Origin of the sequence: Mycobacterium kyogaense, assembly GCF_036946525.1 — a bacterium.
In the GTDB taxonomy this organism is placed as follows: domain Bacteria; phylum Actinomycetota; class Actinomycetes; order Mycobacteriales; family Mycobacteriaceae; genus Mycobacterium; species Mycobacterium kyogaense_A.
In genome coordinates this window covers 83,204-104,869 of record NZ_JAQIIY010000018.1, presented here as the reverse complement: position 1 = coordinate 104,869, position 21,666 = coordinate 83,204, and the positions used below count along the sequence as shown (strand labels likewise).

Genomic DNA, 21,666 nt, shown 5'->3' with positions numbered 1-21,666 from the left:
ATACGTTACGGTGCATTGTGCGATCTGACCGACTGCGCCGCCTCGCTGCGGCCGTTGCCGCCGCGGCCCTGCCCGTCGCCGGCTCCGTTCTCCAGCCTGCGGTACCGACCGCCTCGGCTCAGCCCTGCTCGGACGTCGAGGTGATCTTCGCCCGCGGCACCAGCGAGCCGCCCGGCATCGGGCGCGTGGGGCAGGCCTTGACCGATGCGCTGAGCACGCAGCTCGGCGGACGCTCGATCAGCACCTACGGCGTCAACTACCCGGCCAGCTACGACTTCCTCAACACCGCGGTGGGTGCCACCGACGCCGCGGGCCGGATCGCTACGCTGGCCGCGCAGTGCCCCGGCACGAGGATCGTGCTGGGCGGGTACTCGCAGGGCGCCGCGGTGGTCGACATGCTCGCCGGCGTCCCGCCGCTGGGCAACAAGATCGGCGAAATAGGCTCGGCCCCTCCGCTGGCCGGCGGCCTCGTCAACAACGTCGACGCCGTTGCGGTGTTCGGTAACCCGGCGACGAAGTTCGGCAACCCGGTCTCCGCGGCCGGTTCGTTCGCCGGCAAGGCGATCGACCTGTGCGCCGACGGCGACCCGATCTGCTCGGACGGTCGAAACCCGTTCGCGCACACCCATTACGAGTCATCGCCGTTCATCGCCCAAGCCGCAGGGTTCGCTGCGGGCCGAGTCTGACCTATCATCGGCATGGTGACCGTCTCGCTGCGCCGTGCCGCTACATGGGTGGTGGCCGCGCTGGTCACGGGGCTCGTCCTGCCGGTGGCTCCCACCGCGTCAGCGGAGTCCTGTCCGCAGGCTGAGCTGATCTTCGCGCGCGGACGTCTCGAGCAGCCGGGGGCCGGTCAGATAGGCAACGCCCTGGTGTCGGCGGTGCGGAACAAGACCGGCAAGGACGTCCGCCTCTACGCGGTGAAGTACCCCGCCGACACCGAGGTCGACATCGGCGCCAACGACATGAGCGGGCGCGTCTCGTACATGACGGGCACGTGCCCCGACACCCGGCTGGTGCTGGGCGGTTACTCGCTCGGTGCCGCTGTCACCGACGTCGTGGTGGCCGTTCCGATCGCCGCCTTCGGCTTCAAGAACCCGATGCCCGACGGGGCGGACTCGCACATCGCGGCGATCACGTTGTTCGGCAACGGCAGTCAGTGGGTGGGCCCGATCGCCAATTTCACGAATCCGGCGCTGCGCGACAAGGTCATCGAGCTGTGCCACGGCGACGACCCGATCTGCAACCCCACCGACCCGAACAACTGGCAGGACTACTGGCCCGATCACCTCGCCCCGGCCTACATCAAGGCCGGCATGGTGAATCAGGCCGCCGACTTCGTGGCCGGCCGGATCTAACCCACCTCGTCGGCGGTGCGGACGTCCCGGGTGATCAGGGTGCGCGCGGCGAGTTCCTCGTCCGGCGGGTAGTCCACGCCCACGAGCGTCAACCCGCGCGCCGGCGCCGCCGCGAAATCGCTCGACCGCCGCGTCTCGGACAGCAAGTCCGCACACCACGTCGCGTCGCGCCGGTGCTCACCGACAGCGAGCAGCGCACCGACCAGTGACCGCACCATGTTCCAGCAGAACGCATCGGCGCTGACGTGGATCGCGATGTCGTCTCCAGTGCGCACCACGTCGAGCCGCTGCAGGTCGCGGATCGTGGTTGCTCCGTCGCGGTGTCGACAGAACGCCGCGAAGTCACGCAGCCCCAACAGCTCTCGCGCCGCGGCCGCCATCGCGTCGACATCCAGCGGACGCGGCCATGCCGTGACGAAGCGTGCCTGTGCGGGCAGCACACCCCACGGCGCCGTCGACAACCGATAGACGTAGTGGCGCCGCAGCGCCGAGAACCGCGCGTCGAATCCCGGTGCGGCACGGTCGATGTCCATCACGCGGACATCGACCGGAAGGAGCCGGCCGAGTCGGCGCACCAGCGGCCCGAATTCGGGCTCGCCCGCCCGCAGGGTGCGTGGATACGCGTGCGGGACGGCGTCAGCGGGGATGTCGACGTGTGCGACCTGACCGGTGGCGTGCACGCCGGCGTCCGTGCGCCCTGCAGCGCGGGTCTGCACCGGGGTGCGGAACACCGTCGTCAGCGCCTCGTCGAGGACGCCGGCCACGGTGCGCTGCCCGGCCTGGGTCGCCCACCCTGCGAATTCTGTTCCGTCGTAGGCGATGCCGAGACGCAGACGAACGAGCCCGCCATCGGAATCGATGACGGGCTCGTTCATGGGAGTGCTGTTACTTGGCCCCGTCAGATTCTTCGTCAGACTCCTCAGCCTTGGCCTCCTGGGCCTCCGCCTCGACGTCGGACTCGTCGGCGATCGGCGTCTCCTCCACGGCCTCGACCTCGTCGGCGCTGGGACCTTCGGCCTCTTCGGGTACGACGGCGGCCTGCGGAGCGGCGGCAGCCGCCACCTTCTGCGCACCGTCGGCGCGGCGGGCACGGTTGGCCTCCGACGTCACGGTCTTCTCCCGCACCAGCTCGATGACCGCCATGGGAGCGTTGTCGCCCTTGCGGTTCTCGACCTTGATGATGCGGGTGTAGCCGCCGGCGCGATCGGCGAAGAACGGCCCGATCTCGGCGAAGAGGACGTGCACGACGTCCTTGTCACGGATCTTCTTCATCACCTCACGCCGGTTGTGCAGCGTGCCCTTCTTGGCGTGGGTGATGAGCTTCTCCGCGTACGGACGCAACGCCCGAGCCTTGGGCTCCGTCGTCTTGATGCGGCCGTGCTCGAAGAGCGAGGTGGCCAGGTTGGCCAGGATCGCCTTCTGGTGCGACGACGAACCGCCGAGGCGGGGTCCCTTTGTGGGCTTGGGCATTGCGACTTCTCCTCGATGGGGCCGACCCCCGTATCAGGTAGGGCCGGGACTGTTCTGACTTAGAGCTGTTCGGTTTCGGCGTAGTCGGTGTTGTCGTCGGCCTCGTAGGACGACTCGTAACCGGCGTCGCTGTTCCAGGTGCCGGTGGCGACGTCGTAACCGGCGACCTCGGACGGATCGAAGCTGGCCGGGCTGTCCTTGAGCGACAGTCCGAGCTGGTGCAGCTTGATCTTCACCTCGTCGATGGACTTCTGGCCGAAGTTGCGGATGTCCAGCAGATCGGACTCCGTACGGGCCACCAGCTCGCCGACGGTGTGCACGCCTTCGCGCTTGAGGCAGTTGTACGAGCGCACCGTCAGGTCCAGGTCGTCGATCGGCAGCGCGAAGCTGGCGATGTGGTCGGCCTCGGCCGGCGACGGCCCGATCTCGATACCTTCGGCTTCGACGTTGAGTTCCCGTGCCAGACCGAACAATTCGACCAGCGTCTTGCCCGCCGAGGCGAGCGCGTCACGCGCGGTGATCGAGCTCTTGGTCTCGACGTCGAGGATCAGCTTGTCGAAGTCGGTGCGCTGCTCGACGCGGGTGGCCTCCACCTTGTAGGTGACCTTCAGCACCGGCGAGTAGATGGAATCGACCGGGATACGGCCGATTTCGGCACCCGAGGCCTTGTTCTGCACGGCGGGCACGTAGCCGCGGCCGCGCTCGACGACGAGCTCGACCTCGAGCTTGCCCTTCTCGTTGAGCGTCGCGATGTGCATGTCGGGGTTGTGCACGGTGACCCCGGCCGGCGGCACGATGTCGCCGGCGGTGACCGCACCCGGGCCCTGCTTGCGCAGGTACATGGTGACCGGCTCGTCCTCCTCCGAGGACACGACCAGGCCCTTGAGGTTCAGGATGATGTCGGTGACGTCTTCCTTGACCCCGGGGACGGTGGTGAACTCGTGCAGCACACCGTCGATGCGGATGCTCGTGACCGCTGCGCCCGGGATGGACGACAGCAGCGTGCGACGCAGCGAATTGCCGAGGGTGTAACCGAATCCGGGCTCCAGCGGTTCGATGACGAACTGGGACCGGTTCTCGGCGATGACCTCTTCGCTGAGCGTGGGGCGCTGAGAAATCAGCATGGTGTTTCTGTTCTCCTTCTCGGCAACCGCTATTTGATGCCGTTAGGTGATTCGCGGTCGGGTTCGACCGTGAACTGTTACTTCGAGTAGAGCTCGACGATCAGCTGCTCGGTGAGCGGGACGTCGATCTGCGCGCGCTCGGGCAGCTGATGCACGAGGATGCGCTGACGCTCGCCGACGACCTGCAGCCAACCCGGGATCGGACGCTCGCCGGCGGTGGACCGGGCGATCTCGAAGGGCAGTGTGTTGATCGACTTGTCCTTGATGTCGACGATGTCGTACTGCGACACCCGGTAGCTGGGCACGTCGACCTTCACACCGTTGACGGTGAAGTGGCCGTGGCTGACCAGCTGACGCGCCATGCGGCGGGTGCGGGCCAGGCCGGCCCGGTAGACGACGTTGTCCAGCCGGCTCTCGAGGATGCGCAGCAGGTTGTCACCGGTCTTGCCGGGCTGACGCACTGCTTCCTCGTAGTAGCGACGGAACTGCTTCTCCATGACGCCGTAGGTGAAGCGGGCCTTCTGCTTCTCCTGCAGCTGGGTGCGGTATTCGCTCTCCTTGATCCGCGCGCGGCCGTGCTGGCCGGGCGGGTAGGGACGCTTCTCGAAGGACTGATCTCCACCGACCAGGTCGACGCCGAGGCGGCGCGACTTGCGGGTGACGGGTCCGGTGTAACGAGCCATTTTCTAGTTCTCCCTGTTCCCTAGACCCGGCGCCGCTTGGGCGGACGGCAACCGTTGTGCGGCTGAGGGGTGACGTCGGAAATCGCGCCCACCTCCAGGCCGGCGGCCTGCAGCGAGCGGATGGCGGTCTCGCGGCCCGAGCCCGGGCCCTTGACGAACACGTCGACCTTCTTGACGCCGTGCTCCTGCGCCTTGCGGGCAGCGTTCTCGGCGGCGAGCTGGGCGGCGAACGGCGTCGACTTACGCGAGCCCTTGAAGCCCACGTGACCCGAGCTGGCCCACGCGATGACGTTGCCCTGCGGATCGGTGATCGACACGATCGTGTTGTTGAACGTGCTCTTGATGTGCGCGGCGCCGTGCGGGACGTTCTTCTTCTCCCGGCGGCGGGTCTTGGCGGCACCCTTCTTGGGCGCGCCCTTCTTGGCTTGTGCCATCTCGGGTTACCTGGCCTTCTTCTTGCCGGCGATGGTGCGCTTCGGGCCCTTGCGGGTGCGCGCGTTGGTCTTGGTCCGCTGGCCGCGCACCGGCAGGCCGCGACGGTGCCGCAGGCCCTGGTAGCAGCCGATCTCGATCTTGCGGCGGATGTCGGCCTGCACCTCGCGGCGCAGATCACCTTCCACCTTGAGGTTGCCCTCGATGTAGTCGCGCAGCTGGGTCACCTGGTCGTCGGTGAGGTCCTTGGTGCGCTGGTCCCGGCTGATGCCGGTCGCCTCCAGGATCTCCTGGCTGCGGGTACGGCCGATGCCGTAGATGTAGGTCAGCGCGATCTCCATGCGCTTGTCGCGCGGCAGATCGACGCCCATGAGACGTGCCACAGGGGTGTTTCCTTCTCTATGCGGAGGTCTGGTCCCAGTCCGTTCCCGCACTCTTGGCGGGGTCCGGCCTCCGTGCCGGACGTGGTCGAAGGCCGTATGCCTTCAGTGGTACTGGGAGTTCGTCATTCAGTTGTGGTGCGGGCTTGACCGTCGAGGTCAGCCCTGCCGCTGCTTGTGGCGGGGATCGGAGCAGATCACCATGACCCGCCCATGCCGGCGGATCACCCTGCACTTGTCGCAGATCGGCTTGACGCTCGGGTTCACCTTCACGGCTGTCGTCGATCCTTCTTCTCGTCGGTTGCGGTTACTTGTAGCGGTACACGATGCGGCCACGGGACAGGTCGTAGGGAGAGAGCTCCACCACGACGCGGTCCTCAGGGAGGATGCGGATGTAGTGCTGCCGCATCTTGCCGCTGATGTGGGCGAGGACCTTGTGTCCGTTCTCCAGCTCAATGCGGAACATCGCATTGGGTAGAGGTTCGACAACGCGGCCTTCGACCTCGATGGCACCGTCTTTCTTGGCCATACTGGTTAGCGATCCTTGCTTTTCGTTTCGTATGGGGGCGTGCTGGCCTGGGTTGGTACAGCTCAGGTCCGACTAGCAACGTGGGCCGGAGCTCGGGAATTCCCGACAGGACACGCAAGAAGTCGGCGCGCAAACCGCACCGTCGGTCCATGCTACCTGCTCGGCAGGCAGCCCCAAAATCGCCGAATCGCGCAGCGTGCTAGGCCCAACTGGTCGGAGCCTGACCGGTGCGGCGGTCGAGCCGCGAGACGAACGCCGCCGCCTGGGTGCGCCGCTCCATACCGAGCTTCGCCAGCAGCCGCGACACGTAGTTCTTCACCGTCTTCTCGGCCAGGAACATCCGCGCCGCGATCTGCTTGTTGGTCAGCCCCTCCCCCAGCAGATCCAGCAGTACTTTTTCCTGGTCGCTGAGCCCTGCGAGCGGATCGGAGTGGTCGGCGGCACTGCGCAACTTGGCCATCAGCGCGGCGGCCGCGCGGTTGTCGAGCAGCGAACGCCCGGCGCCCACGTCCTTGACGGCCTTCGCCAGCTCCATGCCCTTGATGTCCTTGATGACGTAGCCGCTGGCGCCGGCCAGGATCGCGTCCAGCATGGCTTCGTCGGAGGTGAACGACGTCAGCATCAGGCAGCGCAGGTTCGGCAACCGGGACAGCAGGTCACGGCACAGCTCGACGCCGTTGCCGTCAGGCAGTCGCACGTCGAGGACCGCCACGTCGGGCTGCACGGCCGGGATGCGGGCCAGCGCCTCGGCCACCGTGCCCGCCTCGCCGATGACCTCGAGTTCCTCGTCGGCGCCGAGCAGGTCGATCAGCCCGCGGCGCACCACCTCGTGATCGTCGACCAGGAACACGCGGACCATCGATCCAGTATGGCCCGATGACCCTGGCGCAAGGCAGCCCCGCGCGGCGATAGTTGGGGCATGAGCGCCCCCGCCCAGCAGCACGCAGCCCCCGTCGTCGTCGGAGTCGACGGGTCCGCGTCGTCGCAGGAGGCGCTGGCGTGGGCCGCCCGTGAGGCCGTCCTGCACGGCGCGGACCTGACGGTTCTGCACGCCGCGCCCCCTCCGCTCGGCGCGTGGCCTGCCGGGCGAGCCCCGGTCGGGGTGCCGCAGTGGCAGCGGGAGTTGGGCAGGCAGCTGCTCGACGACGCCGCCCGGACGGCCCGCGGGCTGACCGGCGGGATGGTCGAGGTGCGGACCGAGTTCGCGTCGACGTCACCCACGACGAGCCTCGTCGACGCGTCGCGGGCCGCGCGCCTCGTGGTGGTCGGGTCGCGAGGACGCGGCGCGCTCTCGCGCACCGTGCTCGGGAGCGTCAGCACGGGGTTGGTGCACCGCGCGCACGGTCCGGTCGCGGTCATCCACGAGGGAGCGTCGACGCGGGATCAGGGACCTGTCGTGGTCGGCGTGGACAGTTCGACGGCCTCCGATCTGGCCCTCGACGCCGCGTTCGGCGAGGCGGCCCTGCGTGAGGTGCCGCTGGTCGTGCTGCACGCGTGGTGGTCGCCCGGCGCCTTCGACTTTCCCGGGTTCGAGTTCGACGAGATACGAGCGGGAGTGGACGCCGAGGTGACCGACCGGCTGTCGGGTTGGCGGCAGCGCCACCCGGAGGTGCGCGTGGAGGTCGCCGTGGTGCCGGATGAGCCGGCGCGTCGGCTCGTCGAACGCGCGGAGTCGGCGCAACTGCTGGTGGTCGGCAGCCACCGCGACGGCGCCGTCGCGAGCGCGCTGCTGGGGTCGGTCAGCAGCGCGGTCGTGCAGGCCGCTCGCGTTCCGGTGATCGTCGCCCGATCGAGCTGACGGCGATCAGACGAGCAGGACCGCGGCGCCGGCGATACGCCCCGAACTCAGATCGGTCAGCGCGGCGTCGGCCTGATCCAAGCGGTAGCGCGGGGTCGTCACCTCGATGCGATGACGTCCGGCGAACGCCAGGAACTCGCGCGCGTCGGCCCGCGTGTTGGAGGTGACCGAGCGCAGCTGGCGTTCCTGGAACAGATGCGCGTGATAGTTCAGCGACGGGATGTCGCTCAGGTGGATTCCGGCGACGGCCAGGGTGCCGCCGCGGTCGAGCGCCTCGAGGGCAGGCAGCACGAGCTCACCCACCGGCGCGAACAGAATCGCCGCATCCAGGGGTACCGGCGGACGGTCGGAGGCGCCCTGCACCGAGGCCGCCCCGAGCGTCACCGCCAGCTCACGCGCCTCGGCGCCGCGCGTCATCACGTGCACCTCGGCGCCTTGGGCCAGCGCCACCTGGGCGGTGATGTGCGCACTGCCCCCGAACCCGTAGATCCCGAGCCGACCACCGGCCGGCAGCTCGGCACGCATCAGCGAGCGGTAGCCGATGATGCCGGCACACAGAAGCGGCGCCACTTCGTCGTCGGTGTATCCGTCGGGCAGCCGATGTACGAAATCGGCTGGCGCCGTGACGTATTCGGCGTAGCCGCCGTCGGCATCCCAACCTGTGTACCGGGACTGCGGGCACAGGTTCTCCTGCCCGCGCACGCAGAAGCGACAGTGACCGCACGTGTGCCGCAGCCACGCCACCCCCACCCGGTCACCGGGCCGCAAGTCGCTCACGGTGTCCGGGCCGAGCGCGACGACCTCGCCGACCACCTCGTGGCCCGGGGTCACCCGGGGGCGGTGCACGGGCAGATCACCCTCGGCGACGTGCAGATCGGTGCGGCACACGCCGCACGCCGCGACGGCGACGAGGACGTCACCGACGGCCGGTTCCGGGACCGGCGCGGTGACCAGTTCGAGCGGATGGGTGGGCATCGCTCCCGGCGCGCGGACCTGCCAGGCCCGCATGGTGGCCGACGTCATGCGGCCCAGTCTGCGCGCTCGGCCAATCGAAGTGCAGACATATCGGCTGGACACCGGGCGCATAATTGGAGTCGATGACAGGCCCGGCCGCTGCGCCCCGTAAACCCGTGATTCTGACAGTCGACGACGATCCCGCGGTCTCCCGCGCGGTGGCTCGCGACCTGCGTCGCCACTATGGCGAGAAGTTCCGCATCGTGCGGGCCGAGTCCGGCCCCGACGCACTGGAAACCCTCAATGAACTGAAGCTGCGCGGCGAGACCGTCGCCGTGTTCGTCGCTGATTACCGCATGCCGCAGATGAGCGGCATCGAGTTCCTCGAAGCGGCGATGGACATCTTCCCGATGGCGCGTCGCGTGCTGCTCACCGCGTACGCCGACACTCACGCCGCGATCGACGCGATCAACGTCGTCGACCTGGACCACTATCTGCTCAAGCCGTGGGATCCGCCGGAAGAGAAGCTCTACCCGGTGATCGACGCGCTGATCGAGGCGTGGCGGGCGACCGGTGAGCGGGCCATCCCGCACACCAAGATCATCGGCCACCCGTGGAACGCCCGGTCGTCGGAGGTGCGCGAGTTCCTCGCCCGCAACCGGCTCTACTACAGCTGGTTCCGGTCCGACGAACCGAAAGGTGCCGCGCTGCTCGAGGCAGCGGGTCAGGACGGGATGACGCTGCCGGTCGTCGTCACCGAGCAGGGCGAGACGCTGGTCGACCCGACCGATGCCGAACTGGCCGCCACCCTGGGGTTGACCACCACGCCGTCCGGCGACTTCTACGACCTCGTGGTCATCGGCGGCGGCCCCGCCGGCCTCGCGGCCGCGGTCTACGGCGCCTCCGAAGGTCTCAAGACCGTGCTGATCGAACGTACCGCCACCGGCGGGCAGGCCGGACAGAGTTCACGCATCGAGAACTACCTCGGATTCCCCGACGGGCTGTCCGGCGCACAACTCGCCGAGCGCGCCCGCAGGCAGGCCGAGAAGTTCGAGGCTGAGCTGATCACCGCCGCCGAGGTCGTGGCGCTCGAGGTGGACGGCAACGCCCGCACCGTGCACCTGTCCGACGGCCGGGCCATCGGGACCCGCGCCGTCATTCTGGCGATGGGCGTGGAGTACCGGCAGCTGACCGCCGAAGGATGCGAGACGTTGACCGGGGCAGGCGTCTACTACGGCGCGACGACGTCGGTGGCATCGGAATGCGACGACGACGAGGTGTACGTCATCGGCGGCGCGAACTCGGCCGGGCAGGCGGCGATGTACCTGTCGCGGACCGCGAAGTCGGTGACCATCGTCTCCCGTCGCACCCTCGAAGACTCCATGTCGCATTACCTGATCCAGCAGATCAGGGCGCAGGACAACATCAAGGAGATGCCGAACACCGTGGTGCACGCGGCCAAGGGCGACGGACACCTGGAAGGCATCTGCCTCGAGCATCGCGACACCGGTGAGCGCGAGGAGTTCGCCTGCGGCCGGATGTTCATCTTCATCGGCGCCGAACCCCGCACCGAGTGGCTCGACGGCGTCGTCGTGCGCGACGACCACGGGTTCATCGTCGCCGGCCCGGACCTGCGCGATATCAGCGGCTGGACGTTGGATCGCCCGCCGCATCACCTCGAATCGAGCGTGCCGGGGGTGTTCGTCGCCGGCGACGTGCGCTCGGACTCGGCGAAGCGCGTCGCCGCGGCCGTCGGCGAAGGGTCGATGGCGGTCATGCTGGTGCACCGCTACCTGGCCGAGACGTAGGCACACATGGCGTCCCCGTCCTGCGACCCCTCCTGCGACATAGGCGAGCTCCGGGATCTGTTCATCTTCGAGGGCCTCACCGACGAGCAGTTGACGACGCTGTGCGCCGGGGGCCGGATCGCGACGTTCCCCACCGGTGAGCTGTGCCGCGAGGGCGAACCCGCCCAGTTCTTCTACGTGCTGCTCGACGGCGAGATCGCGCTGTCGAAACGATCCGGTGCGCGCGACATCCCGATCTGGCGGGCCTGCACCCCCGGCTCGTACTGCGGCGCCTGGTCGGCGTTCCTGCTCGACGAAGAGACCACCTACGAGAACACCGCGACGCTGACCCGACCGTCGCGTCTGTTCGAGCTCGACGCCACCACCCTCGGCACGTTCCTGACGTCGCAGTTCCCGATGCCCACCCATCTGCTCGTCGGACACTCGCACGGCCGGTATCACCAGCACCGCATCCTCGGCCCGCACGATCGGCTCGTGCAGCTGGTGCAGATGACGGCCGGGTTGACCCACGAGCTGAACAACCCTGCCGCCGCCGCGGTACGTGCCGCACGGGGGTTGCGCACCCAGATCGCGGGGATGCGGCACCGCCGGGCCGAACTGCCCGAGCGCTCGCTTCCGCCCGAAGCCATGGCGTCGCTCGTCGAGCTGCAGGACCGGGTCGCCGAGGTCGCGGGCAAGCCGCACGACCTGACCTCGGTGCAGAAGGCCGATCTGGAGGAGGCGCTCGGCGACTGGCTGCAACGCCGCCTGGTGCCCGACGCGTGGGCGTACGCCGCGATTTTCGCCGAGGCCGGCCTGGACATCGACTGGATGGAACGGATCTCGGCGGCGCCGTGCTGCGGCACGCCGAACTCTCTGACGCCGGTGATCCGCTGGCTGGCCAGCACCGCGGAGACCGAGCTGCTGTTGACCGAGATCACCGATGCGACCACCCGGATCTCCACGCTGGTCGACCAGGCCAAGCAGTTCACCCAGCTGGACCGGGCGCCATCCGATGTCGTCGACGTGCACGGGCTGCTGGAGTCGACATTGGCGATGCGCGCGCACCGACTGGCGCCGCACATCACCGTCGTGCGGGAGTTCGACACGAGCCTGCCTCCGCTGCCGTGCTACCCGGCCGAGCTGAACCAGGTGTGGACCCACCTGATCGACAACGCGCTCGACGCTATCGGCGCCTCCCCCGGCACGCTGACGCTGCGTACACGGCGTGACCTGGACCGCATCCGCGTCGAGGTCTGCGACACCGGCCCCGGCATGTCCGACGACGTGCTCGCCCGCATCTTCGACCCGTTCTTCACGACCAAGCCGTTCGGTGAGGGCACGGGATTGAGCCTCGACATCGCCGCCCGCATCGTCGACGGACATTCCGGCAGCCTGTGGGCGGAATCAACTCCGGGCAACACGCGTTTTATTACTTCACTGCCGATCGGGACACCAGGAGGAACCTGACATGGGCGAAAAGTGCCTTCCCGAGGAGTTGCGCACGTTGTTCCTGTTCGAGGCGCTCGACGACGAGCAACTCGCGACGCTGTGCGCCAACGGACACATCGCGACCTTCGAGCCGGGTCCGATCCACGCCGAGGGCGACCCGGCGACCTGTTTCTACGTCCTCATCGAGGGTGAACTCGTGATGTCGAAACGCTCGGGCGGGGTCGACATCGAGACGAACCGGACCTCGCAGCGCGGGGTGTATTGCGGCGCCTGGTCGGCGTACATCCCCGGCGAGGAGCACGTCTATCAGGCGTCGGTGCGGGTCACCCGTCCGTCGAAGTTCTTCGTGCTCGACGCCAACGCGTTCGCCGAGTTCATGCAGAAGGAATTCCCGATGGCCGTGCACCTGCTCGAGGGGCACATGGTCGGTGGCCTGCGGCAGCGCCAGATCCTCGGGCAGCGGGAGAAGCTGCTGGCACTGGGCCAGCTGTCAGCGGGGCTGACCCATCAGCTCAACAATCCGGCGGGGGCGACGGCCCGCGCGGTGGCCGATCTGCGTGAGGGTGTCGGCAAGATGCGGCACAAGCTCGCGATGCTCGCCGACGGCAAGTTCACCCCGGCCGCGCTCAAGGTCCTGATCAGCATCCAGGACGAGGTCGCCGAGCAGGTGGCCAAGTCCAAGTCCCAGGAGCTCACGGCGCTGGAGACCTCGGATCGCGAAGACCAGATCGGTGACTGGCTCGACGAGCACGGCATCGCCAGCGCGTGGGACTACGCGCCGACGTTCGTGGAGGCAGGTCTGGACGTCGATTGGCTGGAGCGGGTGGAGGCCACCATCGACGACGTGGACTGCTCGGCGACGCTGCCCGGCGCGATCGGCTGGCTGAAGTACACGATCGACACCGAGCTGCTGATGAACCAGATCGCCGAGGCGAGCAAGCGCATCTCCGCGCTGTTGGCCGGCGCCAAGCAGTACTCGCAGATGGATCGTGCCGAATACCAGAGCGTCAACATCCACGAGCTGCTGTTCAGCACGGTCAAGACGATCTTCGGCGACAAACTGGGCGGCAAGGACAAGCCGGTCGAGCTGCACTGGGACAAGGACAAGACCCTGCCCGAGCTGCTGTGCTACCCGGGCGATCTGAACCAGGTGTGGACCAACATCATCGACAACGCGATCCAGGCGATGAGCGGGCACGGCAATCTCACGATCCGGACGATGCGCGAGAACGAGTCGACGGTGCGCGTGGAGATCTGCGACGACGGCCCCGGCATCCCCGAGGAGATAGTCGACCGGATCTTCACCCCGTTCTTCACCACCAAGCCGTTCGGCGAGGGCACCGGTCTGGGCCTGGACCTGGCCTGGCGCATCGTCGTCGAGAAGCACCACGGCAACCTGTCGGTGCAATCGCAGCCCGGCGACACGCGGTTCATCGTGTGTTTGCCGCTGGAGGCCCCGGCGCCGGCCGAAACTGCGGCCAGCGCGTGACGCCACAGCTGGGCCGGTTCGGATCATTCGGCCGCGGCGTCACCCCGGCCCAGGCGGCGGAGATCGAGGCGCTCGGCTACGGCGCGGTCTGGGTGGGTGGATCACCGCCCGCCGAGCTCGACTGGGTCGAGCCTCTGCTCGAGGCCACCACCACGCTTGCGGTCGCGACCGGCATCGTCAACATCTGGACGGCCGGGCCCGGCCCGGTCGCCGAGTCCTTCCACCGCATCCAGGCCGCGCATCCGGACCGCTTCGTGCTCGGAATCGGCGTCGGCCACCCCGAGGCACACCAGGAGTACCGCACGCCGATCGAGGCACTGACCGACTACCTCGACAAGCTGGACGAGTACGGCGTGCCACGCGGCCGTAGGGTCGTCGCCGCGCTCGGACCGAAGGTGCTGCAGCTGTCGGCGGACCGCTCGGCCGGAGCGCACCCCTACCTGACCACCCCCGAGCACACCGCCCGCGCCCGCGAGTTGATCGGGCCCGAGGCGCTGCTGGCACCCGAGCACAAGGTGGTCCTGACGACCGACGCCGAGCGGGCCCGCGCGATCGGGCGTGAGGCGCTGGAGATCTATCTCGACCTGACGAACTACCTGAACAACTGGAAGCGGCTCGGATTCAGTGATCACGACGTGGCCAAACCGGGTAGTGACCGTCTGGTGGATGCCGTGGTCGCCTACGGCACCCCCGACCAGATCGCCGCACGTCTGACCGAACACCTCGACGCCGGCGCCGACCACGTGCCCGTCCAGGTGCTGACCTCATCCGACAAGGTTGTGTCAGCGCTGACCGACCTGGCTGGCCCGCTGGGGCTGCGCTGACCACGACTGAAGGGGACTCATGACCAACAGCGAAGGCCCGTCACTGAAGCCCGCACTGGGTCGATACGGGGTGTGGACCGGCCAGCCGGTCACACCCGAGCAGGCCGCCGACATCGAGAAGCTCGGCTACGGCACCGTCTGGGTGGGAGCGTCACCGGCCGCAGATCTGGAGTTCGTCGAACCGATCCTGGAGAAGACCCAGACGCTGCAGGTCGCGACCGGCATCGTCAACATCTGGACGGCCGACGCCAACGAGGTGGCCGAGTCCTACCACCGCATCGAGAAAGCGTTCCCCGGGCGGTTCGTGCTGGGCGTCGGTGTCGGACATCCCGAACATCAGCAGGAGTACGCCAAGCCGTACGAGGCGCTGGTCGACTATCTCGACGTGCTCGACGCCGCGAAGGTACCCACGAGCCGCCGTCTGCTCGCCGCGCTCGGACCGAAGGTGCTGAAGCTGGCTGCCCAGCGCAGCGCCGGCGCGCACCCCTACCTGACCACCCCCGTGCACACCGGGCAGTCCCGCGAATTGCTCGGTCCGACGGTGTGTATCGCGCCGGAGCACAAGGTCGTCCTGACCGACGACGCGGCCAAGGCCCGCGAGATCGGCCGGCAGACCGCCGACTTCTATCTGGGGTTGAGCAACTACGTCAACAACCTGAAGCGGCTTGGCTTCACCGACGACGACCTGGAGCGGCCGGGCAGCGACCGCTTCATCGACGCGGTGGTCGCCTACGGCTCACCGGACCAGATCGCGGCGCGGCTCGACGAGCACCTGCAGGCCGGTGCGGACCACGTGGCGATCCAGGTGCTCGGCGGAGACGACGAGCTGATGTCGACGCTCGAGGAGTTGTCCCGACCGCTGGGCCTCAGCCAGGGCTAGGTGTCGATGGTCGTCTGCTCGTCGATGACGCGCATCGCGTCCATCAGTGCGGGCTGCTGATCCAGCGGCCCCTGCGCATCGAGAGCCAGCAGATACAGGGCTTGCGGCGCGGTGATCACGACGGTCTTGCGGGCGACGAACGTCGGCGCCCCATTCAAGGTGGCAGTGCCCGCGATCTGCACGGCGTCGAATCCGCCCAGGGTGCTGGGCCCGCCGGTGGTGGGGCCGTCCCAGCCGGGGGCTCGAGTCACGGCGTTGGGCGCGTACTCGAGCAGCTTGGCCGTGTCGGCGCTGCCGTTGACGCGGGCCATCCGCGCGATGATCGCCGGCGGATTGGCCGCCTGTTTGGCCGCTTCGAGATAGATCGCGCCGTAGGCGTCCTCGGGGGTGTCGGCGCCGACGTCCGCCCAGCCGGGCGGGATCGGCAGGTTCAGTTGGGGCACGCCGGGTTGGCCGCGGGTGACCATCGTCTGGGTGATGTTGTTCTGCTTGAGGTACTCGGCAATGGTGGGCGCGCCTGCGCTGGGTCCGGCCGGCGCCGGCGAAGACGGTGCTGACGCCTGTGCTGACGTGGACGGTGAGGGTGAGGGCGAGTCCGCGGTGTTCTCCGAGCCGCAGCCGGTGACACCGATCATCACCGCCGCGCATGCGCAGATCAGGGCTGGTATCCGCAAGGCGTTCCTCCTTCGTCCTGCGCATCAGGGAAGCACACCTGCCGGCAGGTCAAGATCGATTACGGCAGATAGAGTCGGTAGCCATGCGATTGCTGGTCACCGGGGGAGCCGGCTTCATCGGCGCGAATTTCGTCCACGCCACGGTGCGTGAGCGAGACGACGTGCGCGTCACCGTGCTCGACGCTTTCACCTATGCGGGGAGCCGCGAGTCACTGGACCCGGTGGCCGGCGACGTCCGCCTGGTCGAGGGCGACATCACCGATGCCGACCTGGTCGGCCGCTTGGTGGCCGAGTCCGATGCAGTGGTGCACTTCGCCGCCGAAACCCATGTCGACAACGCGTTGGCAGATCCGGCGCCGTTCGTGCACACCAACGTGTTGGGGACGTTCACGATCCTCGAAGCAGTTCGCGCCAATGATGTTCGGCTGCACCACATCTCGACCGACGAGGTGTACGGCGACCTGCCGCTGGGCGATCCGGTGCGGTTCACCGAGGCCACGCCCTACAACCCGTCGAGCCCGTACTCGTCGACCAAGGCCGCCTCGGACATGCTGGTGCGCGCCTGGGTGCGGTCGTACGACGTGGCGGCGACGCTGTCGAACTGCTCCAACAACTACGGCCCCTATCAGCACGTCGAGAAGTTCATCCCGCGGCAGATCACCAACATCCTGACCGGACGGCGGCCGCGACTCTACGGCGCCGGAGCCAATGTGCGGGACTGGATCCACGTCGAAGACCACAACAGCGCGGTGTGGCGCATCCTGACCGACGGGGACATCGGCCGGACCTATCTGATCGGGGCGAACGGAGAGCGCGACAACCTCACGGTGCTGCGCACGATCCTGCGGCTGATGGATCGCGCCCCCGACGATTTCGACCACGTCGTCGATCGTGCGGGCCACGACCTGCGATACGCCATCGATCCGGGACCGCTGCGCGACGAATTGGGTTGGGCGCCACGGCACACCGACTTCGAGGAGGGGCTGCGCGAGACGATCGCGTGGTATCGCGACAACGAGTCGTGGTGGGCGCCGCTGAAAGACGCGGTCGAAGCGCGCTATCTGGTACGCGAAGGATGAAGGTTCGCGAGCTCGCGGTTCCCGGTGCGTGGGAGCTGACGCCGACGGTGCACGGCGACTCGCGGGGCGCGTTCTTCGAGTGGTTCACCGACACGTCGTTCACAGCGATGACGGGCCATTCGCTCGATCTGCGGCAGGCGAACTGCTCGGTGTCCTCGGCCGGGGTGCTGCGTGGCCTGCACTTCGCGCAGCTGCCGCCGAGCCAGGCCAAGTACGTGACGTGCATGCGTGGCGCCGTCGTCGATGTCATCGTCGACATCAGGGTCGGCTCGCCGACCTACGGCAGCTGGGACGCGGTGACGCTGGACGACGAGACACATCGCGCGGTGTACCTGTCCGAAGGCCTGGGCCACGCTTTCCTTGCGCTGCAGGACAACTCGATCGTCACCTATCTGTGTTCGGCCGGCTACGATCCCGCGCGCGAGCACACCATCGACCCTCTCGACCCGGAGATCGGCATCGACTGGGCTGCCTGGTTCCCCACGGACGGGTTGGTCCTGTCGGACCGGGACCGGGCGGCACCGTCGCTGGCCGACATGCGTGATCGCGGCATGCTTCCCACCTGGGAAGAGTGCCTGAAGTTCGCCCAAACTCAGCGCGGCTAAGGCCCCTGATCGTCCTCGGGCAGGAGGTGGCGTTCGGGGTGGTGGTAGCCGTTGGTTCGGCGTTGGCCGGTGTCGAGGTCGGGTGGAGGTAGCCATTCTGTCTGGCCCCTGCTGTTGATGCGGGTGGTCCAGCCGGTCTGTTCGACCATCCTGTTGTCGGGGCCGCAGGCGAGGGTGAGGTTGGTGATGTCGGTGGCGCCGCCGGTCTTCCAGTCGTCGATGTGGTGGACCTGGGTCCAGTAGCCGGGCACCGTGCAGCCGGGTCGGGTGCAGCCCCGGGCCGAGGAGTGCAGCATGATCCGCTGCGCCGGGGACGCCAGACGCTTCGACCGACCCAAATACAGCGGCTCATTGGTGTGGCGGTCGAACACCGCCAAGTAATGGTGGGCGTGGCTGGCCATCCGGATCAGATCGGCCATCGGCAACAGCGACCCGCCGCCGGTGACCGCCACCCCCGCACCCTTCTCCAACTCCTGCAGGGTCGTCGACACGATCACTGTCACGGGGAACCCGTTGTGCGAGCCAAGCTCTCGGGAGGACAGCGCCATGCGTCCGACGGCCAGCCACGCATCATGGTTGCGCTGCGCCGCACTACGGGTGTCGCTGCGGCGCTGATCCTCCGACGGCTCACTCTCGACACAGGGCTGCTCGTCGTCGGGATTGCACATCCCCGGCGCCGCTAGCTTGGCTTGGATGGCTTCGTAGTGGGCGCGGGCTTCGGGGGTGAGCCACCCGGTCAGTCGGCTCATCCCGTCGGCCTGCTGGGCGCCGAGCTTGATGCCGCGGCGGCGGGCGCGGTCGGCGTCGGTGGGTTCGGGACCATCCTGGTCGATCATCGCCGCCAACCGATCCGCCGCCTTCTTCAAATCCTCCGGCGTCAGTCCCGCGCCCAGCGACGCCAACTGACGGTCGGAGGCGGCGCGGGTGTCGACATCCACCCACACCGGCAACCCAGCATGGAATTTCGCAATCACTGCGACATGCTCGGCATCCAACGCCCCAGAAGCCTGCGCCGCGGCGGTCGCCTCCCACACCGGCGCCAACGCCTCCCCGGTCAGGGCCTGCCGAGGCCCCAACGCCGCAGCATCGGCCAGGCGGCGATTGGCGTCCTTCTCCGATACCCGCAGTGTGGTGGTCAACACCTTCTTCCACGACGCTTCCCCGAGCCGACGCGGCTCCGTCTCGCTGGTCAGCCGGGCCAGGATCTGATGCTCCAAGACCGGGACCGACCGCACGAACGACGTCACCTCGGCCATCAACGCCACCAGCTCACGATGCGACAGGGAGTCGGAGGCGTCGCGCAGGATCGCCAACTGACCCCGCATCACCTCGATCGCGTCCGCCACCACATCCACATATCGAACACTAGTTCGATGGTCCGACAAGAACAGGGCGCTTGTCACCCCCGCCGAGAATTACTAGGATATCCAAGTATCGACCAGGCGGAAGGCTCCCCATGACCACGCGTATCCCCCACTTCATCGACGGCAAGCGCAGCGAGCTCGCCTCCACGCGGACAGCGGACGTGATGAATCCCAGCACCGGTGAGGTGCAGGCTCAGGTCCTGCTCGCCAGCACGGCCGACGTCGACACCGCGGTCGCCTCGGCTGTCGAAGCACAGAGGGAATGGGCGGCGTGGAACCCGCAGCGCCGGGCGCGGGTGATGATGAAGTTCATCGAGCTGGTCAACGCCAACACCGACGAGCTCGCCGAACTTCTGAGCATCGAGCACGGCAAAACCGTCGCCGACTCCAAAGGCGACATCCAGCGCGGCATCGAGGTCATCGAGTTCGCGATCGGCATCCCCCATCTACTCAAGGGAGAGTTCACCGAGGGCGCCGGCGGCGGCATCGACGTCTACTCCATCCGCCAACCCCTCGGCGTGGTCGCGGGCATCACCCCATTCAACTTCCCCGCGATGATCCCGCTGTGGAAAGCCGGCCCCGCGCTGGCATGCGGAAACGCCTTCATCCTCAAGCCTTCCGAGCGCGACCCGTCGGTCCCGCTGCGGCTTGCCGAGCTGTTCCTCGAAGCCGGCCTGCCCGCCGGGGTCTTCCAGGTAGTCCAGGGCGACAAGGAAGCCGTCGACGCGATCCTGCACCACCCCGACATCCAAGCCGTCGGCTTCGTCGGCAGCTCCGACATCGCGCAGTACATCTACTCCACCGCCGCCGCCAACGGTAAGCGCTCCCAGTGCTTCGGCGGCGCCAAGAACCACATGATCGTGATGCCCGACGCCGATCTCGACCAGGCCGTCGACGCGCTCATCGGCGCCGGGTACGGCAGCGCCGGTGAGCGTTGCATGGCGATCAGCGTCGCCGTCCCGGTCGGCGAAGAGACCGCGAACCGGCTGCGAAACCGCTTGGTGGAGAGGGTCAATCAGCTCCGCGTGGGCCACAGCCTCGATCCGAAAGCCGACTACGGGCCGCTGGTCACCGCCGCCGCGCTCGAGCGCGTGAAGAGCTACATCGCCCAGGGCGTCGAGGCCGGCGCGGACCTGGTGGTCGACGGCCGCGAACGCGCCACCGACGAACTCTCGTTCGACGACCAGAGCCTCGAGCAGGGGTACTTCATCGGCCCCACGCTCTTCGACAACGTGACCACCGACATGAGCATCTACACCGACGAGATCTTCGGACCCGTGCTGTGCATCGTGCGCGCCCACGATTACGAAGAGGCCCTGGCCCTTCCGAGCACGCACGAGTACGGCAACGGCGTCGCGATCTTCACCCGTGACGGAGATGCCGCCCGCGACTTCGTCTCCCGCGTGCAGGTCGGCATGGTCGGCGTCAACGTGCCGATCCCGGTTCCGGTGGCCTACCACACCTTCGGCGGCTGGAAACGGTCCGGTTTCGGCGATCTCAACCAGCACGGCCCGGCGTCGATCCAGTTCTACACCAAGGTCAAGACCGTCACCGAGCGCTGGCCATCGGGCATCAAGGATGGCGCCGAATTCGTCATCCCGACCATGAAGTAGCGACGTGGACTTCTTCAGCCTCGGCGATGACGACCGCGTGATCGCCGAGACGGCTGCGGCGTTCGCCGACAAGCGCATGGCCCCATACGCCGTGGAGTGGGACGAGACGCACCACTTCCCCACCGACGTGCTGCGGGAGGCGGCGGATCTCGGCATGGCCGCGATCTACTGCCGGGACGACGTCGGCGGCAGCGGGCTGCGACGCATCGATGCGGTGCGGATCTTCGAGCAGCTCGCCACCGCCGACCCGACCGTGGCCGCGTTCCTGTCGATCCACAACATGTGCGCATGGATGATCGACACTTTCGGCACCGACGAGCAGCGCAAGACGTGGGTGCCTCGGCTGGCGTCGATGGACGCGATCGCCAGCTATTGCCTGACCGAGCCGGGCGCCGGTTCCGACGCGGCTGCCCTGCGCACCAAGGCCGTTCGCGACGGTGACGGGTGGGTGCTCGACGGCGTCAAGCAGTTCATCTCCGGGGCGGGCAGCTCCGACGTCTACGTCGTGATGGCGCGCACCGGTGCCGACGGACCGAAGGGCATCTCGGCTTTCATCGTCGGGAAAAACACGGCGGGGCTGAGTTTCGGCGCCGACGAGCAGAAGATGGGCTGGAACGCCCAACCCACCCGGCAGGTCGTCCTCGACGGCGCCCGGGTTCCCGCCGACGCACTTCTCGGCGGCGAGGAGGGCACCGGCTTCGGCATCGCGATGAAGGGGCTCAACGGCGGCCGCATCAACATCGCGGCCTGCTCGCTGGGCGGCGCACAGGCGGCCTACGACAAGGCCGCGTCCTACCTCAAGGACCGGCAGGCATTCGGCGGAACGCTGATCGACGAGCCCACGATCCGGTTCACTCTCGCCGACATGGCCACCGCGCTGGAGACGTCACGAATGATGCTGTGGCGGGCGGCAACTGCTCTCGATGAGGACCACCCCGACCGAGTCGAGCTGTGTGCGATGGCCAAGCGGTACGTCACCGACGCCTGCTTCGACGTCGCCGACTCCGCTCTGCAGCTGCACGGCGGCTACGGCTATCTGCGCGAATACGGCTTGGAGAAGATCGTCCGCGATCTGCGGGTGCATCGAATCCTGGAGGGCACCAACGAAATCATGCGCGTAATGGTCGGGCGGGCAGCCGCCGCCCGGGCCCGCGCCTCGTGAGGAGAGAGC

General features: G+C 68.1%; 24 protein-coding genes. 12 read left to right on the top strand and 12 right to left on the bottom strand.

Annotation, left to right across the window (positions count from 1 at the left end; translation table 11 throughout):
- The first annotated feature begins 17 nt into the window (after window positions 1–17).
- Window positions 18–686, top strand: a complete 669-nt coding sequence (locus tag PGN37_RS16405) for a cutinase family protein (RefSeq protein WP_442932942.1) — start codon at window positions 18–20, stop codon at window positions 684–686.
- A 12-nt stretch (window positions 687–698) separates the two neighbouring features.
- Window positions 699–1,358 carry a cutinase family protein gene (locus tag PGN37_RS16400; protein WP_335332060.1) on the top strand — a complete coding sequence of 220 codons (660 nt, stop codon included), beginning with the start codon at window positions 699–701 and terminating at the stop codon, window positions 1,356–1,358.
- On the opposite strand, the gene truA is transcribed toward PGN37_RS16400, so the two are convergent.
- The 9 genes from truA to dosR form a co-directional block, all read right to left on the bottom strand.
- Window positions 1,355–2,233 carry a tRNA pseudouridine(38-40) synthase TruA gene (gene truA / locus PGN37_RS16395; RefSeq protein WP_335332059.1) on the bottom strand — a complete coding sequence of 293 codons (879 nt, stop codon included), beginning with the start codon at window positions 2,231–2,233 and terminating at the stop codon, window positions 1,355–1,357. The two genes, PGN37_RS16400 and truA, sit on opposite strands and share 4 nt — an antisense overlap.
- Before the next feature lie 10 nt (window positions 2,234–2,243).
- Complete coding sequence (rplQ, locus tag PGN37_RS16390; RefSeq protein ID WP_335332058.1) at window positions 2,244–2,828, bottom strand: 50S ribosomal protein L17; 585 nt, start codon at window positions 2,826–2,828, stop codon at window positions 2,244–2,246.
- A gap of 59 nt (window positions 2,829–2,887) precedes the next feature.
- The gene (locus PGN37_RS16385; RefSeq protein ID WP_046362733.1) at window positions 2,888–3,952 is read right to left on the bottom strand and encodes a DNA-directed RNA polymerase subunit alpha; all 1,065 of its coding nucleotides are present in this window, start codon (window positions 3,950–3,952) and stop codon (window positions 2,888–2,890) included.
- A gap of 77 nt (window positions 3,953–4,029) precedes the next feature.
- Entirely contained in the window at window positions 4,030–4,635 is a 606-nt protein-coding gene (rpsD, locus tag PGN37_RS16380) for a 30S ribosomal protein S4 (RefSeq protein WP_335332057.1), read from the bottom strand.
- 20 nt (window positions 4,636–4,655) lie between these two features.
- Window positions 4,656–5,069, bottom strand: coding sequence for a 30S ribosomal protein S11 (rpsK, locus tag PGN37_RS16375; RefSeq protein ID WP_043405918.1), 414 nt, complete (start codon window positions 5,067–5,069; stop codon window positions 4,656–4,658).
- A gap of 6 nt (window positions 5,070–5,075) precedes the next feature.
- Window positions 5,076–5,450 carry a 30S ribosomal protein S13 gene (gene rpsM, locus PGN37_RS16370; RefSeq protein ID WP_014814332.1) on the bottom strand — a complete coding sequence of 125 codons (375 nt, stop codon included), beginning with the start codon at window positions 5,448–5,450 and terminating at the stop codon, window positions 5,076–5,078.
- Window positions 5,451–5,606: 156 nt separating this feature from the next.
- A complete protein-coding gene (gene rpmJ, locus PGN37_RS16365; RefSeq protein ID WP_003879483.1) occupies window positions 5,607–5,720 on the bottom strand; it encodes a 50S ribosomal protein L36 in 114 nt (37 codons plus the stop codon).
- A gap of 34 nt (window positions 5,721–5,754) precedes the next feature.
- Window positions 5,755–5,976 (bottom strand): translation initiation factor IF-1, encoded by a 222-nt coding sequence (gene infA, locus PGN37_RS16360; RefSeq protein WP_003418601.1) that lies wholly within the window; start codon window positions 5,974–5,976, stop codon window positions 5,755–5,757.
- 199 nt (window positions 5,977–6,175) lie between these two features.
- The gene (gene dosR, locus PGN37_RS16355; protein ID WP_335332056.1) at window positions 6,176–6,835 is read right to left on the bottom strand and encodes a hypoxia response regulator transcription factor DosR/DevR; all 660 of its coding nucleotides are present in this window, start codon (window positions 6,833–6,835) and stop codon (window positions 6,176–6,178) included.
- Between the two features lie 60 nt (window positions 6,836–6,895).
- On the opposite strand from dosR, the gene PGN37_RS16350 reads away from it, so the two are divergent.
- A complete protein-coding gene (locus PGN37_RS16350) occupies window positions 6,896–7,774 on the top strand; it encodes a universal stress protein (protein WP_335332055.1) in 879 nt (292 codons plus the stop codon).
- Window positions 7,775–7,780: 6 nt separating this feature from the next.
- Here PGN37_RS16350 and PGN37_RS16345 read toward each other — a convergent pair whose 3' ends face one another.
- Window positions 7,781–8,797: a zinc-binding alcohol dehydrogenase family protein gene (locus PGN37_RS16345; protein ID WP_335332054.1), complete on the bottom strand. Its 1,017-nt coding sequence runs from the start codon at window positions 8,795–8,797 to the stop codon at window positions 7,781–7,783.
- Between the two features lie 74 nt (window positions 8,798–8,871).
- Between PGN37_RS16345 and PGN37_RS16340 the strand changes: the two genes are divergently transcribed.
- From PGN37_RS16340 to PGN37_RS16320, 5 genes are read left to right on the top strand one after another with little or no spacing between them, the layout of a single operon-like run.
- On the top strand, window positions 8,872–10,536 hold the full coding sequence (locus tag PGN37_RS16340; RefSeq protein WP_335332053.1) for an FAD-dependent oxidoreductase: 1,665 nt from the start codon (window positions 8,872–8,874) through the stop codon (window positions 10,534–10,536).
- Window positions 10,537–10,542: 6 nt separating this feature from the next.
- Window positions 10,543–11,985 carry an ATP-binding protein gene (locus PGN37_RS16335; RefSeq protein ID WP_335332052.1) on the top strand — a complete coding sequence of 481 codons (1,443 nt, stop codon included), beginning with the start codon at window positions 10,543–10,545 and terminating at the stop codon, window positions 11,983–11,985.
- Window position 11,986: 1 nt separating this feature from the next.
- On the top strand, window positions 11,987–13,456 hold the full coding sequence (locus tag PGN37_RS16330) for an ATP-binding protein (protein ID WP_335332051.1): 1,470 nt from the start codon (window positions 11,987–11,989) through the stop codon (window positions 13,454–13,456).
- Window positions 13,405–14,280, top strand: coding sequence for an LLM class F420-dependent oxidoreductase (locus PGN37_RS16325; RefSeq protein WP_442932941.1), 876 nt, complete (start codon window positions 13,405–13,407; stop codon window positions 14,278–14,280). The genes PGN37_RS16330 and PGN37_RS16325 overlap by 52 nt, the downstream gene beginning before the upstream one ends.
- Before the next feature lie 19 nt (window positions 14,281–14,299).
- Window positions 14,300–15,160, top strand: a complete 861-nt coding sequence (locus PGN37_RS16320; protein WP_335332049.1) for an LLM class F420-dependent oxidoreductase — start codon at window positions 14,300–14,302, stop codon at window positions 15,158–15,160.
- Here PGN37_RS16320 and PGN37_RS16315 read toward each other — a convergent pair.
- Entirely contained in the window at window positions 15,157–15,834 is a 678-nt protein-coding gene (locus PGN37_RS16315; protein ID WP_335332048.1) for an LpqN/LpqT family lipoprotein, read from the bottom strand. The two genes, PGN37_RS16320 and PGN37_RS16315, sit on opposite strands and share 4 nt — an antisense overlap.
- 83 nt (window positions 15,835–15,917) lie before the next feature.
- Between PGN37_RS16315 and rfbB the strand changes: the two genes are divergently transcribed.
- Entirely contained in the window at window positions 15,918–16,913 is a 996-nt protein-coding gene (gene rfbB, locus PGN37_RS16310; RefSeq protein WP_335332047.1) for a dTDP-glucose 4,6-dehydratase, read from the top strand.
- A complete protein-coding gene (locus PGN37_RS16305) occupies window positions 16,910–17,518 on the top strand; it encodes a dTDP-4-dehydrorhamnose 3,5-epimerase family protein (RefSeq protein ID WP_335332046.1) in 609 nt (202 codons plus the stop codon). The genes rfbB and PGN37_RS16305 overlap by 4 nt, the downstream gene beginning before the upstream one ends.
- Here PGN37_RS16305 and PGN37_RS16300 read toward each other — a convergent pair.
- Window positions 17,515–18,873 (bottom strand): HNH endonuclease signature motif containing protein, encoded by a 1,359-nt coding sequence (locus PGN37_RS16300; protein WP_335332045.1) that lies wholly within the window; start codon window positions 18,871–18,873, stop codon window positions 17,515–17,517. The two genes, PGN37_RS16305 and PGN37_RS16300, sit on opposite strands and share 4 nt — an antisense overlap.
- Window positions 18,874–18,974: 101 nt before the next feature.
- Here PGN37_RS16300 and PGN37_RS16295 point away from each other — a divergent pair, with 101 nt between their 5' ends.
- Window positions 18,975–20,495, top strand: coding sequence for a CoA-acylating methylmalonate-semialdehyde dehydrogenase (locus tag PGN37_RS16295; protein ID WP_335332044.1), 1,521 nt, complete (start codon window positions 18,975–18,977; stop codon window positions 20,493–20,495).
- 4 nt (window positions 20,496–20,499) lie between these two features.
- Window positions 20,500–21,657 (top strand): acyl-CoA dehydrogenase family protein, encoded by a 1,158-nt coding sequence (locus tag PGN37_RS16290; RefSeq protein ID WP_335332043.1) that lies wholly within the window; start codon window positions 20,500–20,502, stop codon window positions 21,655–21,657.
- The last annotated feature ends 9 nt before the right edge of the window (window positions 21,658–21,666 follow it).

What these genes read in the sequence shown, in the direction of transcription:
- rpsK (WP_043405918.1), bottom strand. Translation starts at nt 5,069, where the DNA reads ATGGCACAAGCCAAGAAGGGCGCGCCCAAGAAGGGTGCCGCCAAGACC.
- PGN37_RS16345 (WP_335332054.1), bottom strand. Translation starts at nt 8,797, where the DNA reads ATGACGTCGGCCACCATGCGGGCCTGGCAGGTCCGCGCGCCGGGAGCG.
- PGN37_RS16350 (WP_335332055.1), top strand. Translation starts at nt 6,896, where the DNA reads ATGAGCGCCCCCGCCCAGCAGCACGCAGCCCCCGTCGTCGTCGGAGTC.
- PGN37_RS16400 (WP_335332060.1), top strand. Translation starts at nt 699, where the DNA reads ATGGTGACCGTCTCGCTGCGCCGTGCCGCTACATGGGTGGTGGCCGCG.
- truA (WP_335332059.1), bottom strand. Translation starts at nt 2,233, where the DNA reads ATGAACGAGCCCGTCATCGATTCCGATGGCGGGCTCGTTCGTCTGCGT.
- PGN37_RS16385 (WP_046362733.1), bottom strand. Translation starts at nt 3,952, where the DNA reads ATGCTGATTTCTCAGCGCCCCACGCTCAGCGAAGAGGTCATCGCCGAG.
- PGN37_RS16330 (WP_335332051.1), top strand. Translation starts at nt 11,987, where the DNA reads ATGGGCGAAAAGTGCCTTCCCGAGGAGTTGCGCACGTTGTTCCTGTTC.
- dosR (WP_335332056.1), bottom strand. Translation starts at nt 6,835, where the DNA reads ATGGTCCGCGTGTTCCTGGTCGACGATCACGAGGTGGTGCGCCGCGGG.
- PGN37_RS16320 (WP_335332049.1), top strand. Translation starts at nt 14,300, where the DNA reads ATGACCAACAGCGAAGGCCCGTCACTGAAGCCCGCACTGGGTCGATAC.
- rpsD (WP_335332057.1), bottom strand. Translation starts at nt 4,635, where the DNA reads ATGGCTCGTTACACCGGACCCGTCACCCGCAAGTCGCGCCGCCTCGGC.
- PGN37_RS16335 (WP_335332052.1), top strand. Translation starts at nt 10,543, where the DNA reads ATGGCGTCCCCGTCCTGCGACCCCTCCTGCGACATAGGCGAGCTCCGG.
- PGN37_RS16340 (WP_335332053.1), top strand. Translation starts at nt 8,872, where the DNA reads ATGACAGGCCCGGCCGCTGCGCCCCGTAAACCCGTGATTCTGACAGTC.
- infA (WP_003418601.1), bottom strand. Translation starts at nt 5,976, where the DNA reads ATGGCCAAGAAAGACGGTGCCATCGAGGTCGAAGGCCGCGTTGTCGAA.
- PGN37_RS16295 (WP_335332044.1), top strand. Translation starts at nt 18,975, where the DNA reads ATGACCACGCGTATCCCCCACTTCATCGACGGCAAGCGCAGCGAGCTC.
- rplQ (WP_335332058.1), bottom strand. Translation starts at nt 2,828, where the DNA reads ATGCCCAAGCCCACAAAGGGACCCCGCCTCGGCGGTTCGTCGTCGCAC.
- rfbB (WP_335332047.1), top strand. Translation starts at nt 15,918, where the DNA reads ATGCGATTGCTGGTCACCGGGGGAGCCGGCTTCATCGGCGCGAATTTC.
- PGN37_RS16305 (WP_335332046.1), top strand. Translation starts at nt 16,910, where the DNA reads ATGAAGGTTCGCGAGCTCGCGGTTCCCGGTGCGTGGGAGCTGACGCCG.